Annotated in this window: 12 protein-coding genes; 10 read left to right on the plus strand and 2 right to left on the minus strand. The window is 70.8% G+C overall.

Annotated elements, in window-relative coordinates; genetic code table 11:
- Window positions 1-558 precede the first annotated feature (558 nt).
- From ACWEVS_RS38760 to ACWEVS_RS38780, 5 genes are all read left to right on the plus strand, one after another.
- On the plus strand, window positions 559-1,947 hold the full coding sequence (locus ACWEVS_RS38760) for an MFS transporter (protein ID WP_452555740.1): 1,389 nt from the start codon (window positions 559-561) through the stop codon (window positions 1,945-1,947).
- Between the two features lie 61 nt (window positions 1,948-2,008).
- Complete coding sequence (locus ACWEVS_RS38765) at window positions 2,009-2,290, plus strand: metal-sensitive transcriptional regulator (protein WP_449919027.1); 282 nt, start codon at window positions 2,009-2,011, stop codon at window positions 2,288-2,290.
- A gap of 14 nt (window positions 2,291-2,304) precedes the next feature.
- Window positions 2,305-2,514 (plus strand): heavy-metal-associated domain-containing protein, encoded by a 210-nt coding sequence (locus ACWEVS_RS38770; protein WP_354908218.1) that lies wholly within the window; start codon window positions 2,305-2,307, stop codon window positions 2,512-2,514.
- Window positions 2,511-3,515, plus strand: a complete 1,005-nt coding sequence (locus tag ACWEVS_RS38775) for a hypothetical protein (RefSeq protein ID WP_449919032.1) — start codon at window positions 2,511-2,513, stop codon at window positions 3,513-3,515. Before ACWEVS_RS38770 ends, ACWEVS_RS38775 begins: the two co-directional genes overlap by 4 nt.
- A 28-nt stretch (window positions 3,516-3,543) precedes the next feature.
- The gene (locus tag ACWEVS_RS38780) at window positions 3,544-5,784 is read left to right on the plus strand and encodes a heavy metal translocating P-type ATPase (protein ID WP_354908221.1); all 2,241 of its coding nucleotides are present in this window, start codon (window positions 3,544-3,546) and stop codon (window positions 5,782-5,784) included.
- A 138-nt stretch (window positions 5,785-5,922) separates the two neighbouring features.
- On the opposite strand, the gene ACWEVS_RS38785 is transcribed toward ACWEVS_RS38780, so the two are convergent.
- Together ACWEVS_RS38785 and ACWEVS_RS38790 are read right to left on the minus strand one after the other, a co-directional pair.
- The gene (locus ACWEVS_RS38785) at window positions 5,923-6,894 is read right to left on the minus strand and encodes a C40 family peptidase (protein ID WP_452555742.1); all 972 of its coding nucleotides are present in this window, start codon (window positions 6,892-6,894) and stop codon (window positions 5,923-5,925) included.
- A 307-nt stretch (window positions 6,895-7,201) separates the two neighbouring features.
- A complete protein-coding gene (locus ACWEVS_RS38790) occupies window positions 7,202-7,411 on the minus strand; it encodes a heavy-metal-associated domain-containing protein (RefSeq protein ID WP_452414832.1) in 210 nt (69 codons plus the stop codon).
- A gap of 151 nt (window positions 7,412-7,562) precedes the next feature.
- On the opposite strand from ACWEVS_RS38790, the gene ACWEVS_RS38795 reads away from it, so the two are divergent.
- The 5 genes from ACWEVS_RS38795 (at window position 7,563) to ACWEVS_RS38815 (ending at window position 14,351) form a co-directional block, all read left to right on the plus strand.
- Window positions 7,563-8,729, plus strand: coding sequence for an NAD(P)/FAD-dependent oxidoreductase (locus ACWEVS_RS38795; protein WP_452555744.1), 1,167 nt, complete (start codon window positions 7,563-7,565; stop codon window positions 8,727-8,729).
- A 127-nt stretch (window positions 8,730-8,856) separates the two neighbouring features.
- On the plus strand, window positions 8,857-10,242 hold the full coding sequence (locus ACWEVS_RS38800; protein WP_452555746.1) for a serine hydrolase domain-containing protein: 1,386 nt from the start codon (window positions 8,857-8,859) through the stop codon (window positions 10,240-10,242).
- A gap of 262 nt (window positions 10,243-10,504) precedes the next feature.
- Window positions 10,505-12,505 carry an ABC transporter ATP-binding protein gene (locus ACWEVS_RS38805; protein WP_452555748.1) on the plus strand — a complete coding sequence of 667 codons (2,001 nt, stop codon included), beginning with the start codon at window positions 10,505-10,507 and terminating at the stop codon, window positions 12,503-12,505.
- Window positions 12,502-13,452, plus strand: coding sequence for an ABC transporter permease (locus ACWEVS_RS38810; protein ID WP_452555750.1), 951 nt, complete (start codon window positions 12,502-12,504; stop codon window positions 13,450-13,452). The genes ACWEVS_RS38805 and ACWEVS_RS38810 overlap by 4 nt, the downstream gene beginning before the upstream one ends.
- Entirely contained in the window at window positions 13,449-14,351 is a 903-nt protein-coding gene (locus ACWEVS_RS38815; RefSeq protein ID WP_452555752.1) for an ABC transporter permease, read from the plus strand. The genes ACWEVS_RS38810 and ACWEVS_RS38815 overlap by 4 nt, the downstream gene beginning before the upstream one ends.
- Window positions 14,352-14,413 lie beyond the last annotated feature (62 nt).

Below are 14,413 nucleotides of genomic sequence, written 5' to 3' on the forward strand. Positions count from 1 at the left end.
TCAGTGAGGTCTCCACGCGCCATGTCGATGGCCTACACGATCGCAGACCAAAGCACAGGCGAATCCCGCTGATCTCAACTCCGTACAGGCCCTAGGCGCACCAACTCGACCGGCTTCCCTCCATGGGTCACAGCAGCCCGCCAATTGAGGAAGTCGCAGGTGGCAAGGGGTTTGGGAGTCGATCCGGAGCCCCTTTCCACGGTCCTGGCGCCGATGGAGCCGAACGGGGCGCCGACTCGCGCGGACGTGCCCCTCCTCCTCGGGTCAGCCCTCTCGTCGAGCATGGGGGGGCTGGGCGGCATGGCCGCCATCGGCTCTGCCGTTCGAGGTGCTCCACCCGCGGCGACTCGCCGAGCTCGCCGTCCGGGATCCCGCGGTTCTGGCTGGCCCCTGGGGGGAATGCGCCGTGGAACGGTGACCGGCGGACCAGCGGCGCTCCTGGCCTGTCTGCGCCTCCGGCCGGGCGGCGGAACCCGGTCTCTTGCAAACCCCATGGGGGTATGTTACGTTCCCTGCCGTCGAAGACACATACCCCTACCAGGTATAGGAATGAGCGTCATGTCAGCAAATCCGTGCCGGTGGTGGGCACTCATCGTGCTCGCCGCCGCGCAATTCATGGTCATCATGGACACGTCGATCATCGGAGTGGCGCTGCCGGACATGCAGCGCGACCTCGGCTTCTCCCAGGGCGGCCTGCAGTGGGTGTTCAACGCCTACGTGGTCGCCTTCGGCGGGCTGCTGCTGCTGGGCGGTCGCCTGTCCGATCTGTTCGGCGCCCGCAAGATCTTCACGGCGGGCTGGGCGATCCTGATCATCGGTTCGGTCGTCGCCGCGGCCGCGAGCAGCGCGTGGGTCGAGATCCTCGGCCGAGCCGTTCAGGGTGTCGGTGGCGCGCTCATCGCCCCGGCGGCCATGACGCTGCTGATGATGCTCTTCAGCCACGACCCGCGCGAGCTCGGCAAGGCCATGTCCCTGTACGGCGCGGCCGCCCCGGCCGGCGGTACGGCCGGCGTCTTCCTCGGCGGCGTCATCACCGAGTACCTCAGCTGGCCGTGGGTGTTCATCGTGTACATCCCGATCGGCGTGGCCACCCTGCTGGCCGTCCCCGCCCTTCTTCCCGCCACTCCCGGCAGGCGCGGCTCGGTCGATGTGCTCGGCGGCATCTCCGCCACCGCGGGAGTCGCTCTGGTCGTCTACGCCATCGTCGACATGAACTGGGCCGTCGCCCTCGGCGGTGCGGCACTGCTCGCGCTGTTCTTCGTCATCCAGCGCACGGTGAAGGCGCCGCTGATGCCGCTGTCGATCTGGCGGACGCCGGGCCTGGCCACCGCCAACCTGGCGATGACCCTGCTGGGTGCGGCGTGGATTCCGATGTGGTACTTCCTGAACCTCTACCTGCAGCAGGTGCTCGGCTACGGCGCCTTCCCCAGTGGCGCGGCGTTGCTGCCGATGACCGTCGCCATCATGATCTTCATGATCGGGATCACCGCGAGGCTGCTCGGCCGCTTCGGCGCCAAGCCGCTCATCGTCCTCGGCCTGCTCGTCCTGGCGGCGGGGGTCGCGGGGCTGTCCTTCGCCCGGCCTGACGGCACCTTCGTCGCCGACGTGCTGCCTGCCAGCCTGATCGCCGCGGTCGGCATGTCGCTGGCCTACATCCCGGCCATGATGTCGGCGATGTCGGGAGCGCGTCCTGAGGACGCCGGTCTCGCCTCGGGCATCGTCAACACCACCTACAACGTGGGCTCGGCTCTCGGCCTGGCGGTCATGACCGCCATCGCCACCTCGCAGGGGGCCGGTGAGCTGGGCGACCTCGGCAAGCTCACGGAGGGTTTCCAGGCGGCCTTCATCGGGGCGGCGGTCGTCGCCGTGGCCGGCGCGCTGCTTTCGCTGGTGCTCATGCGCCGGCCGGCGGCCGTGCAGGAGCAGCCCGACCCCGCGCGAATTTGACATTGAAATACCCTAGGGGGGTATGGTGTTCTCGTAGGAGACAGAGCGAGGGGAGCGGGTGATGGCCGGTTACACCGACGCGAAGCACGACCACCTCCGGCGGCTGCGCCGGATCGAAGGGCAGGCCAGAGGCCTGCAGCGGATGGTCGAGGACGACAAGTACTGCATCGACATCCTCACGCAGGTGTCCGCCGCCACCAGCGCCCTCCAGTCCTTCGCTCTGTCCCTCCTCGAAGAGCACCTGGCCCACTGCGTCACCGAGGCCACCGTCAAGGGCGGACCCGAAGCGCAAGCCAAGGTCAAGGAAGCCACCGACGCCATCGCACGACTCGTCCGTTCCTGAAGGAGTGAATCGATATGAGCACCGCCACCTACACCGTCAAGGGCATGACCTGCGGCCACTGCGTCAGCTCGGTCAAGGAAGAGGTCAGCGAGGTCACGGGAGTGACAGGCGTCGAGGTGGACCTGGCCACCGGCCTGCTGACCGTCCAGAGCGAGCAGCCCGTCGAGGCCGGCCAGATCGTCGCCGCCGTCGAGGCGGCCGGATACGAAGTGACGAACCAGTGAACACTCCAGCCAAGCTCGGCGCCTACGTCCTGGGCCTTGCCGTCGTCTTCGGCGGGGCCCTGGGCGTGGGCAACGCGGTCGGCGAGGTCGGCGCGCCGCCCCAGGCGAACAGCCACAGCCAGGGCGCGGGCCACACCCCGAGCAGCCGGCCGACAGGCGCACACGACGGCGGAACGCACACCACGAACGCCAAGCCCGCTGAGGCGGCTTCAGAAGATACCCCCGGGGGGCTCCAAGTGTCCGAGAACGGTTACACGCTCAACCCGCTCACCACCACGATCAAGCCCGGCGAGCCGACCGACTTCCAGTTCACGGTGACGGGCCCGAACGGTGGCGCCGTGACCGACTACCAGGTGCAGCACGACAAGAAGCTCCACTTCATCGTGGTCTCCAGGGACCTCGGCAGCTTCCAGCACCTGCACCCGGTGGAGGCGGGCAACGGTGTCTGGTCGGTGAAGCTGACGCTGCCGGCGGCGGGCGCCTACCGGGCCTTCGCCGACTTCGCCCCCACCGGCGGCAGCGCCCTGACGCTCGGCGCGGATCTGCTCGTGGCCGGCGACTACACGCCCAAGGCGCTGCCGGCGGCCAGCCGTACGGCCGACGTGGACGGCTACACCGTCACCTTGGACGGCGACCTGGTCCCCGGCCAGGCGAGCAAGCTCACCCTCAAGGTGAACAAGGACGGCAAGCCGGTCACCGACCTGCAGCCCTACCTCGGCGCCTACGGCCACCTCGTCGCCCTGCGCGGCAGCGACCTGGCCTACCTGCACGTGCACCCCGACGGCGAGCCCGGCGACGGCAAGACCAAGGCCGGCCCCGAGATCGTCTTCTACGCCGAGGTGCCGAGCAGGGGCGACTACCGCCTCTTCCTGGACTTCCAGCACGAAGGCAAGGTCCGCACCGCCGACTTCACCGTGAACACCGGGCAGACCGCCACCGCCACCGCGAAGCCCACGCCGAGCACCGCGAAGTCCGGCGGGCACGGCGACCACAAGCACTGATCCGCAGGACCCTGAGAAAGGAGAGGTGATGTCCTCCCTCACCGACGACAAGCCCCAAGGCTCGGTCGAACTATCGATCGGCGGCATGACCTGCGCGTCCTGCGCCAACCGGATCGAGCGGAAGCTGAACAAGCTCGAGGGCGTGACCGCGACGGTCAACTACGCGACGGAGAAGGCGAAGGTCACCTTTCCTGAGGGAGTGGACCCGCAGGAGCTGATCGCCACGGTGGAGTCGGCGGGCTACACCGCCGCGCTCCCCGCGCCGCCGCGTGCCGAGTCGGCCCCCGAAGCCGAGCCCGAGGACGAGCTGCGTCCGCTGCGCAACCGGCTGTTCACCTCGCTGGCGCTGAGCATCCCGGTGATCGCGATGGCGATGATCCCGCCGCTGCAGTTCACCAACTGGCAGTGGCTGTCGCTGACGCTGGCCGCGCCGGTCGTCGTCTACGCCGGCTGGCCGTTCCACAAGGCCGCGTGGACCAACCTGCGCCACGGCGCGGCGACCATGGACACGCTGGTCTCCCTGGGCACGCTCGCCGCGCTGGGCTGGTCGCTGTGGGCGCTGTTCTTCGGTACGGCCGGCACCCCCGGCATGACCCACCCGTTCGAGTTCACCATCGCCAGGACCGACGGCTCGGGCAACATCTACCTCGAGGCCGCGGCGGGCGTGACGGCGTTCATCCTGGCGGGGCGCTACTTCGAGGCCCGGTCGAAGCGCCGGGCGGGCGCCGCGCTGCGGGCGCTGCTGGAACTGGGCGCCAAGGACGTGGCCGTCCTCCGCGACGGCGTCGAGGTCCGCATCCCCACCGGCCAGTTGGCGGTGGGAGACCGGTTCGTGGTGCGGCCGGGCGAGAAGATCGCCACCGACGGCGTGGTCGAGGAGGGCTCGAGCGCGGTCGACGCCTCCATGCTGACCGGCGAGTCGGTCCCGGTGGAGGTGCGGCCGGGCGACGCGGTCACCGGCGCGACCGTCAACGCGGGTGGTCGCCTGGTCGTGCGCGCCACCCGGATCGGGGCCGACACCCAGCTGGCCCAGATGGCCAAGCTGGTCGAGGACGCGCAGACCGGCAAGGCGCAGGTCCAGCGGCTGGCCGACCGCATCTCGGGCATCTTCGTCCCCATCGTCATCGCCTTGGCCCTGGGCACGCTGGGCTTCTGGCTGGGCACCGGCGGCGGCGCGGGCGCGGCCTTCACCGCCGCGGTCGCGGTGCTGATCATCGCCTGCCCGTGCGCGCTGGGCCTGGCCACGCCGACGGCCCTGCTGGTCGGCACGGGCAGGGGCGCGCAGCTCGGCATCCTGATCAAGGGGCCGGAGGTGCTGGAATCCACCCGCAAGGTCGACACCGTGGTGCTGGACAAGACCGGCACCGTCACCGAGGGCAGGATGACGCTGGTCGCCACGCACGTGGCCGACGGCGAGGACGCCGACGAGGTCCTGCGCCTGGCAGGCGCGCTGGAGCACGCCTCCGAGCACCCCATCGCCCAGGCCGTCGCACGCGGCGCCGCCGACAAGGTGGGCAGCCTGCCCACCCCGGAGGACTTCGCCAACATCGAAGGCCTCGGCGTCCAGGGCATCGTCGACGGGCACGCCGTCCTCGTCGGCCGGCCCAAGCTGCTGGCCGAATGGTCCCAGCACCTGCCCGTCGATCTCGAGCGTGCGCTGGAGGCGGCCCAGGCCGCCGGCCGTACGGCGGTCGCGGTCGGCTGGGACGGCAAGGCACGCGCGGTGCTGGAAGTGGCGGACGTGGTCAAGCCCACCTCCGCCGAGGCCATCCGGCAGCTGCGCGCGCTCGGTCTCACCCCGGTGCTGCTCACCGGCGACAACGAGGCGGTCGCCAGGACCGTCGCGGCCGAGGTCGGGATCGACGAGGTGATCGCCGAGGTGCTGCCCAAGGACAAGGTGGACGTCGTCAAGGAACTGCAGGCCGAGGGCCGGACGGTCGCCATGGTGGGCGACGGGGTCAACGACGCCGCCGCCCTCGCCCAGGCCGACCTGGGCCTGGCGATGGGCACCGGCACCGACGCCGCCATCGAGGCCTCCGACCTCACCCTCGTCAGGGGCGACCTGCGGGTGGCCGCGGACGCCATCCGGCTGTCCCGCCGGACGCTCCGCACCATCAAGGGCAACCTGTTCTGGGCGTTCGCCTACAACGTGGCCGCCCTGCCGCTGGCCGCGATGGGGCTGCTGAACCCGATGATCGCCGGTGCCGCGATGGCGTTCTCCAGCGTCTTCGTGGTGAGCAACAGCCTCAGGCTGCGCGGCTTCAAGTAGGGCGGCGGCGAGGAGGAGAAGAACCCCCGACATGGCCGGAGACAATGGCGTCTCCGGCCATGCCGGCGTCCTCAGGCACGACCCTGGGGACACGCGCAGGACAGAGGCGCCTGGCCGCGGCCGCCCGGTGGCGCCGCGTCAAGGACGCACCGCTCCGAGCAGGCGGTTGCGCCAGTAGTCGTCCAGGTCGACGACCTTGACGACGTCCCCGGTCTGGGGCGCGTGGACCATCTTTCCGTTGCCGGCGTACATGCCCATATGGCCCAGGCCCTTGCTGAAGAGGAGATCTCCCGGTTGCAGCTCGTCCAGGGACACGCGGCGATCGGCACCCCAGCTCCACTGGTCCCAGGTGGTGCGGGGCAGTTCTACTCCCGCCACCCGCCAGCTCGCCTGGGTGAAGCCGGAGCAGTCGTAGGAACCGGGGCCGGTGGCGCCGTATCGGTACGGCTTGCCGATCTGCGCGTAGGCGAACTGGAGGGCCAGGCGCGCGTTCCCCGAGGCGGAGCCGGTGTACGTGACGCCCGTGCTGGTGGGGTTGCCCTGTTTGAAGGCGCCCAGTCTGCGCAGGAGCTTGGTCTGGTCGCGGACCAGGTTGTCGACTTTCGCCTTCTCGCCGCGAACGCGGTCACGCGCGGCGTCCGCCTCGGTCAGGGCGGTCTTGGCGGCGACCCGCTGCTCACGCAGCTCCTTCGTGGCCGCCTCGAAGGCGGCCAGCTCCGCTGTGCTGGTCTGTGCCATCTGCTCGATCGAGGCGAGCGATCCCAGCATCGCCTGTGGTTCGCCCTGGACGAAGAGATGCCCCCAGCCGGTCGGGTCGCCGTACTGGTAGCGGTTGACCGCAACCGTGACGAGGCTCTGGCGCAGGGCGTCGACGCGCGCTCCCTTCGCCTTGAGGCCGGCGTTGAGGGAGTCGTACTTCTTCTTGGCCTTCCGGTGCGTCTCCGTGGCCTGGTTGTACTTCTCGACCATCTGATCAGCGCGCTCGTTGAGCTTCACGAGCCGGGCTCGGGCCTCAGGAATGGTGGGCGGTGGCGCGGCGAGGGCGCCTCCCTGTACGGAGATCGGGGCGGCCAGAGCAAGCACGACAGCCGCCGACCTCAACTTCACCACTACGATGCTCCCTCGTACTCGCGTAGCCGTGGCCGAAATGGTACAGAAGTGGCGCAGCCATTTCGCCGGGTTCGCCAGGTTGTCTGAGGGAAGACGGGCATCGATCGCCTACTATCGTGGCTCGTCCATCAGGCTGACATTCGGTCGGGATCCGTGGTGGGCAAGCCGTGGGCACCCTTCCGGTCATCTGTCGCCCGCGCGGACCGGCTCCGGCCCTACCGGCGACAGGAGGAAGGGCGCCGGCGCTCGGACATGACAACAGGCCGGCGCGCCGCCTGCGCACCGGCCTGGTGGGAGCTTGGTCGAGTCAGCTACCGACGAGCTCGTATCCCGCCTCTTCGACCGCCTCCCTCACCCTGGCCTCGTCGACGGGTCCGTCGGCGGTCACGGTCACCTTGCCGGAGGCAAGCTCGACGTCGACGGCGGACACTCCGGAGACCTTGCCAACCTCGGACTTCACCGTGCCGACGCAGTGTCCGCAGGTCATTCCGGATACAACGAACGTACTGGTGGTCATCGCTTTCACCCTCTCCTCAGATACCCCTAGTGGGTATCGGCATGCTGCACCATATGCGCTCGCGGTCGAAGACGCAACCCATACCGGGTGAGGGTATATGAGACGAAGATCACATCGTCTGCATATACCCCCCTTGGGTATGTTGTCGGCCATGAGAAACCTACGAAGAGTTGTCGTCGTCGGCGCCTCCCTCGCGGGGCTCCGCGCGGTCCAGAGTCTCCGGCGAGAAGGATTCGACGGGGACATCACGCTGATCGGCGCGGAGAAGCACACGCCCTACAACCGCCCGCCGCTGTCCAAGAGCGTCCTTCGCGGGGACGACGACGTCTCGTTGCCCGGCGCGGAGGAGCTGGACGACCACTGGCTGCGCGGCCGGCAGGCGGTACGGCTGCGCACCACCGACAAGACGGTCCTTCTCGACGACGGCTCCGAGGTGGGCTACGACGGTCTGGTCATCGCCACAGGCGCGAGACCGCGAAGCGTTCCTGGGCCGCTCGACGGAGTGCACACGCTCCGCACCATCGAGGACGCGCTGGCCCTGCGGGCGGAACTGGAGTCCGGCGCCGAGCATCTGGTGATCATCGGTGGCGGGTTCATCGGGGGAGAAGTCGCCTCAACCGCCCGCGGGCTGGGGGTGAAGGTGACCGTCGTCGACGCGGGGCCGTACCCGATGAGCCGCACTCTGGGGACGGCGACGGGACAGTGGTTGGCGGCGCATCACGAGCGCAACGGCGTCGAGCTGATCTCAGGCGTGCGGGTGTCCGGCGTGCGGGGAACGAAACGGGTGACCGGTGTCACGCTGACGGACGGCAGGAACATTCCCGCGGACCTCGTGGTGGCCGCGGCGGGCGTGACGCCCAACACCGAGTGGCTGGAGGGCAGCGGACTGGCGCTCGACGACGGCTTGCTCTGCGACGCCACGCTCTTCGCCCGCGGCCATGACGACATCGTGGCGGCCGGCGACGTGGCCCGCTGGCCGCACGAGATGTACGACGGAGAGCTGGTCCGCGTGGAGCACTGGTCCAATGCCAACGACCAGGGCGGGGTGGCCGCCAAGAACCTCCTGGCCGGCCGGCAGGACGCCAGGCCCTATCTCGAGGTGCCGTCCTTCGCCACGCACGTGCACGGCGCCAGGATCCAGACCGCGGGTCTCCCGCACCTGGCGGACGAGGCACAGATCGTCGCGGGAGCGCTCGAGGAGGACCGGTTCGCGGTGGCCTTCACCCGGCGGGGCGTGGCGACGGGCGCCGTGGCGGTCAACTCTCCCAAGGACTGGATACGGCTCAAGCGCGAGATCACGGCCTCGGGCGGGCGCTGAAGCCCGGCAGTCCGGAAGACGCTTGGCCGAGCCCACGAACGGGCGGGCCGCCAGTGGTGCGACCTGACGAACACCACCGTGTCCGCCGCCCCTATGCTCCCCCGGAAACGAGCCAGAGGGGAAATCGGTGTCGAAACTGGATGAGATCGCTGCGTGGTTGCGGCACCGGCTGCCGGATCTGCTCGCGGAGAACCAGGTACCAGGGGCGGCGGTGGCGGTCTGCGCCGGCGACGGGACGGCCGACGCCGCGGCCGGGCTGCTCAACACCGTCACGGGCGTCGAGGCCACGGCCGACTCGCTCTTCCAGATCGGCTCGATCACCAAGGTGCTGACCACGACGTTGGCCATGCAACTGGTCGACGAGGGCAGGCTCGACCTCGACGCGCCGGTGCGGGCCTACCTGCCCGGCTTCGTGATCGCCGACGAGCGCGCGGCCGCGCGGATCACCGTACGGCAGCTGATGTGTCACGTCGCGGGCTTCGAAGGCGACATCTTCACCGACACCGGCAAGGGCGACGACTGCCTCGAGAGGTACGTCGACCTCCTGCGCGAGGTGCCGCAGCTGTTCGAGCCCGGGGAGATGTTCTCCTACAACAACGCCGGCTTCTGCGTGCTGGGCCGGATCGTCGAGGTCGTCCGGGGCAGGCCGTTCGACGACTGCATGCGGGCGCACCTGTTCGAGCCTCTGGGCCTGACGCACGCCGCGAACGACCCGTACGACGCGATCCTCCACCGCGCCGCGGTCGGGCACATCGAGCAGGAGCCCGGTGGCCCGCTCGAACCCACCCGCGTCTGGGCGCTGGCCCGATCGAACGCGCCGGCCGGCTCGATGCTGGCGATGCGCGCCCGCGACCTGCTGGCCTTCGCCCGCATGCACCTGGCCGGCGGCCTGGGGCCGGACGGCCGCGCCGTGCTCAGCCAGGAGAGCGTCCGGGCGATGCGGCAGCCGCAGGTCACCCAGCCGGATCTCGACCAGGGCACCGGCTGGGGCCTCGGCTGGGAGCTCTTCCACCGCCCCGACCGGGCGGTCTTCGGCCACGACGGCAACACCATCGGCCAGTCGGCGTTCCTGCGCGTGGTCCCGGAGCGCGACGTGGCGCTGGTGATCCTCACCAACGGCGGCTCACCGAAGCCGGTCTTCCGCGAGCTCGCCGGGCGCGTGCTCGGCGAACTCGCCGGCGTCGAGCCGGGCGAGGCGCCCCGGCCGGACCCGGCCGCGCCCCCGTTGAACGCCGCCCGCTACGCCGGTACCTACCTGTCGAGCACCTCGCGGACCACGGTGAGCCGGGACGCCGAAGGGCGGCTGTGGCTGGACCGCGTACCCCTTGGCGTCACCGCCGACCTGGACGAGGCGCCGTACCGCACCGAACTGGTCGCCTGGCGCGGCGACTCGGTGCTCCCGACCGAACCCGAGCGGGGCGTCCGCGCGCCGCTCGCCTTCCTCGGGGACGACGGGCAGGGGCGCGCCCTCTACCTGCACACCGGCCGGGCCGACCGGCGCGCGCCGTCCTGAACGCCTGGCTGTTCTGTCCCGCGAGGTTCGGTACGCGACCGGCGGGACAGAACGCCTGGCCGTTCACGATTCCCGCCCCGCCGCGACGGCTCGCGGCGATCAGTTCGTCCCGGTGGACGAACGCGGGCTTCAAGGTTCGATCGACGTGACGAACACCACCAGGGGGATCGGGTCCCACTATCGTCGAATGGATTGGGAGAGCACTGCCTTGAGCACTGCCTTGAGCACGGCCGATGATTCCACGAAGGCGGATGGCGGCCGCGTGCTGACGATCCGTGACCTGTCGGTCGAGATCCGGCGGGGCGATCGGGTCGTCCGCCCCGTCTCCGGCGTCAGCCTGACGCTCGACCGAGGCGAGACGCTGGGGATCGTCGGCGAGACCGGGTCCGGCAAGTCGATGACCGGTCTGGCGATCATGGGCATGCTGCCGGCCGGCGGCCGGGTCACCGCCGGCTCGATCGACCTGGACGGCAGGGAGCTCGTCGGGCTGCCCGCCGCGCAGTACCGCGCGATCAGGGGCAACGACGTGGCGATGGTCTTCCAGGACTCGATGACCGCGCTGAACCCCACCAAGCGCATCGGCGAGCAGGTCGCCGAGCCGGTTCGGCTGCACCGCGGCGCCTCGAAGCGGGAGGCGCGCGCCCGCGCCGAGGAGATGCTGGCCCTCGTGGGGCTGCCGCGGCCGGCCGAGCGGCTGGACGACTTCCCGCACCAGCTCTCCGGCGGCATGCGGCAGCGCGTGATGATCGCGATGGCGCTGGTCTGCGAGCCCCGGCTCGTCATCGCCGACGAGCCGACCACCGCGCTCGACGTCACCATCCAGGCGGAGATCCTCGACCTCCTCGACGACCTCAGGTCCCGGCTGGGCATGTCGATGATCCTGGTCACCCACGACATGGGGGTGATCGCCCGGCATGCCGACCGCGTCGGGGTGATGTACGCCGGGCGCGTGGCCGAGACCGGGCCGACGCCCGTGCTGTTCGCCCGGACACGGCACCGCTACACCCAGGCGCTGCTCTCCTCGATCCCGTCGCTCACGCAGGACCGCAACGAGGAGCTCTTCAGCATCCCCGGGGCGCCCCCGGACCTGACCGTGGCCCAGGCGGGCTGCCCGTTCGCGCCGCGTTGCGCCGCCGCGACCGACCGGTGCCGCCAGGAGCCCCCGACGCCCGCGACCGAGGCCGACGGCCACGTCTACGCCTGCTGGCACCCCGCCGACGGGACGGCCGCCAGGGCCCGCGCGCGGCTGGTCGTCCCGGCGCCGGTCGTCACGGAGCCGCGCCTGCGCGTGGTCGACCTCCGGCGCGAGCACCCGGCGGGCAGGGCCGGCCTGTTCGGCGGCCGCCGCACCGTCAAGGCGGTCTCAGGCGTGAGCTTCGAGGTGGCGGCGGGGGAGACCTTCGGGCTCGTCGGCGAGTCGGGCTGCGGCAAGTCCTCCCTGGGCCGCATGCTCGTGGCTCTCGACCGGCCCACCTCCGGCGAGGTGATCTTCGACGGCGAACCGGTCACCCGGATGAGCGCCCGGACGCTGGGGCCCCGCCGTACCCAGTTGCAGATGATGTTCCAGGACTCCAACGCCTCCCTCGACCCGCGCATGCGCATCGGCACGATCCTGCGCGAACCCCTGGCCATCCAGGGGATCGGCACCCGCGCCCAGCGCACCGCCCGCGCCCGCGAGCTCCTGCGGGACGTGGGCCTGCCGGCGAGCATGCTGGAGCGCTACCCCTACGAGCTGTCCGGCGGGCAGCGGCAGCGGGTGGGCCTGGCCCGCGCGCTCGCCCTGGACCCGAAGGTGCTGGTCGCCGACGAACCGGTCAGCGCCCTGGACGTCTCCATCCGCTCGCAGGTCCTCAACCTGATGCGCCGCATCCAGCTCGAGCGCGGGCTCAGCAGCGTGGTGATCTCGCACGACCTCGCGGTGGTGCGGTACCTGGCCGACCGCGTCGGCGTCATGTACCTGGGCAAGCTGGTCGAGACCGGCACCACCGAAGAGGTGTACGGCTCAGCCGCGCACCCCTACACCGCGGGGCTGCTGGCCGCGATCCCTGAGGCCGACCCCGATGCGCCGCGACCCCCTGCGGCCGCGAGGGTGCGCGGCGAGCTGCCAAGCCCCATCGACCCGCCCAGCGGCTGCCGGTTCCGCACCCGGTGCGCCCTGGCGACCGAGTTGTGCGCCCAGAAGGAGCCCCCCTTGACACCGGTCACCGGCACCCACCACGTCGCCTGCCACCACCCACTGCGCCGAGCGGAGTCTCGCTCATGACCTGGTACGTGCTCCGCCGCCTGGCGGTCTCGCTCCTCGTCCTGCTCGGGATCTCCGCGGTCGTCTTCCTCATGCTGCACCTGGTGTCGGACAGCCCGGGACGTGTCGTCCTCGGGCAGCGCGCCTCGCCGGAGGCCGTGGCGGCCTTCAACCGGGAGCACGGCTTCGACCGCCCGGTCGTCGTGCAGTACATCAGCTACCTCGGCCAGCTGCTCCAGGGCGACCTGGGCCGGTCGTACAAGCTGAACGAGAACGTGGGCGCGCTGCTGGCGCGGAACGCCGGCCGCAGCGCGATGCTGTCGCTGGCCGGGCTGGTGCTGGCGCTGCTTGTCGCGGTCCCGCTCGGCATCCTGCAGGCGGTCCGGCGCAACAGCCTCGTCGACCGGGTCGCCACCGCGGCGTCGTATGTGCTCTACGCGACGCCGTCGTTCCTGCTCGGGCTGCTGCTGATCGCCGTCTTCAGCCAGACGATCCCGATCTTCCCGGCGGAGGCGTCGCAGTCGCACTCGCCGTGGGTCGTCTTCACCGATCCGCGGGCGATGGCGCTGCCGGTCATCACCCTCGCCGTCACCAGCGTTGCGGTCTTCGCGCAGTACCAGCGTTCCGCCGCCCTCGACCAGCTCGGCCAGGACTACGTGCGAGTCGCGCGCGCCAAGGGCCTGCCCGAGCGGCTGATCCTCACCCGCCACCTGCTGCGCAACGCCTGCCTGCCGCTGGTCATGCTGGTCGGCACGCTCGTCCCCACGCTGCTGGCGGGCAACCTGATCGTCGAGTCGCTCTTCAACTATCCCGGCCTGGGCCTGCTGTTCCTCAACAGCCTGCAGCGCGAGGACTACCCGGTGCTCCTGGCCTACACCCTCATCGGCGGCGTCCTGACCGTGGCCGGCAACTTCATCGCCGACGTCGCGGTGGCGGCCGCCGACCGCCGAATCGAGCTGAGCGCATGACCGCACCAGACCTGACCGCCGTTCCATCCCCCGAGGCCGAGACGTCGGCGGACAGAAGCCGGGTCTCGACCCGGTCGGTCCTGCGCGGGCTGCGCCGGCATCCGCTCGGCCTGGCCGGCGGGCTGCTCCTGCTGCTCATCGCCGGGTTCTGCTTCCTCGGGCCGCTGTTCTACCAGACCAACCAGACCGACGTGGACCTGGTCAACGCGGCGCTGCCGCCCGGCCCCGGCTACCCGCTCGGGACCGACACCAACGGCTTCGACGTACTCGGCCGGCTGATGTCCGGCGGCCAGGTGTCGCTGCAGATCGGGCTGCTGTCCGCGCTTGTCGCCACCACGATCGGCACCGTCTACGGGGCCGTGGCGGGGCTGGCAGGGGGCGTGGTCGACGGGTTCATGATGCGGCTGGTCGACGTCATGTTGTCGATCCCGTTCCTGTTCTTCGTGCTGATCCTGTCGGCCCGCTTCCACGCCGACGCGCTGTCGCTGAGCCTCGTCATCGGCGGGTTCTCCTGGCTCGTCTCCGCCCGGCTGGTGCGCGGCGAGGTGCTGACCCTGCGGGTGAGGGAGTTCGTGCTGGCCGCCAAGCTGATGGGCGCCTCCCGCCGGCGGACCATCCTCACCCACCTGATCCCGAACGCGCTCGGCGTCATCATCGTCACCATCACTTTCCAGGTCGCCGACGCCGTCCTGGTCGTGGCCGCCCTGGGCTTCCTGGGCTTCGGCCTGACCTACCCCACCGCCGACTGGGGCAGCCAGCTGGCCAGCGGCGTCACCTTCATCTCCGCCGACTACTGGTGGCTGGTCTATCCGGTCGGCGGCTGCATCGTCCTCACCGTGCTGGCGCTCAACCTGCTCGCCGACGCGCTCCGCGACGCGGTCGGGCGGCGGGCCGACTGATGACCTGTTCGCCAGGACGGAGGCGGGCGCGCGGAATTGTCCGCACCGCCGAACACGGGCCG

It is taken from the genome of Nonomuraea sp. NPDC003754 (genome assembly GCF_053605785.1).

What these genes read in the sequence shown, in the direction of transcription:
- ACWEVS_RS38765 (WP_449919027.1), top strand. Translation starts at nt 2,009, where the DNA reads ATGGCCGGTTACACCGACGCGAAGCACGACCACCTCCGGCGGCTGCGC.
- ACWEVS_RS38780 (WP_354908221.1), top strand. Translation starts at nt 3,544, where the DNA reads ATGTCCTCCCTCACCGACGACAAGCCCCAAGGCTCGGTCGAACTATCG.
- ACWEVS_RS38815 (WP_452555752.1), top strand. Translation starts at nt 13,449, where the DNA reads ATGACCGCACCAGACCTGACCGCCGTTCCATCCCCCGAGGCCGAGACG.
- ACWEVS_RS38760 (WP_452555740.1), top strand. Translation starts at nt 559, where the DNA reads ATGTCAGCAAATCCGTGCCGGTGGTGGGCACTCATCGTGCTCGCCGCC.
- ACWEVS_RS38770 (WP_354908218.1), top strand. Translation starts at nt 2,305, where the DNA reads ATGAGCACCGCCACCTACACCGTCAAGGGCATGACCTGCGGCCACTGC.
- ACWEVS_RS38810 (WP_452555750.1), top strand. Translation starts at nt 12,502, where the DNA reads ATGACCTGGTACGTGCTCCGCCGCCTGGCGGTCTCGCTCCTCGTCCTG.
- ACWEVS_RS38795 (WP_452555744.1), top strand. Translation starts at nt 7,563, where the DNA reads ATGAGAAACCTACGAAGAGTTGTCGTCGTCGGCGCCTCCCTCGCGGGG.
- ACWEVS_RS38790 (WP_452414832.1), bottom strand. Translation starts at nt 7,411, where the DNA reads ATGACCACCAGTACGTTCGTTGTATCCGGAATGACCTGCGGACACTGC.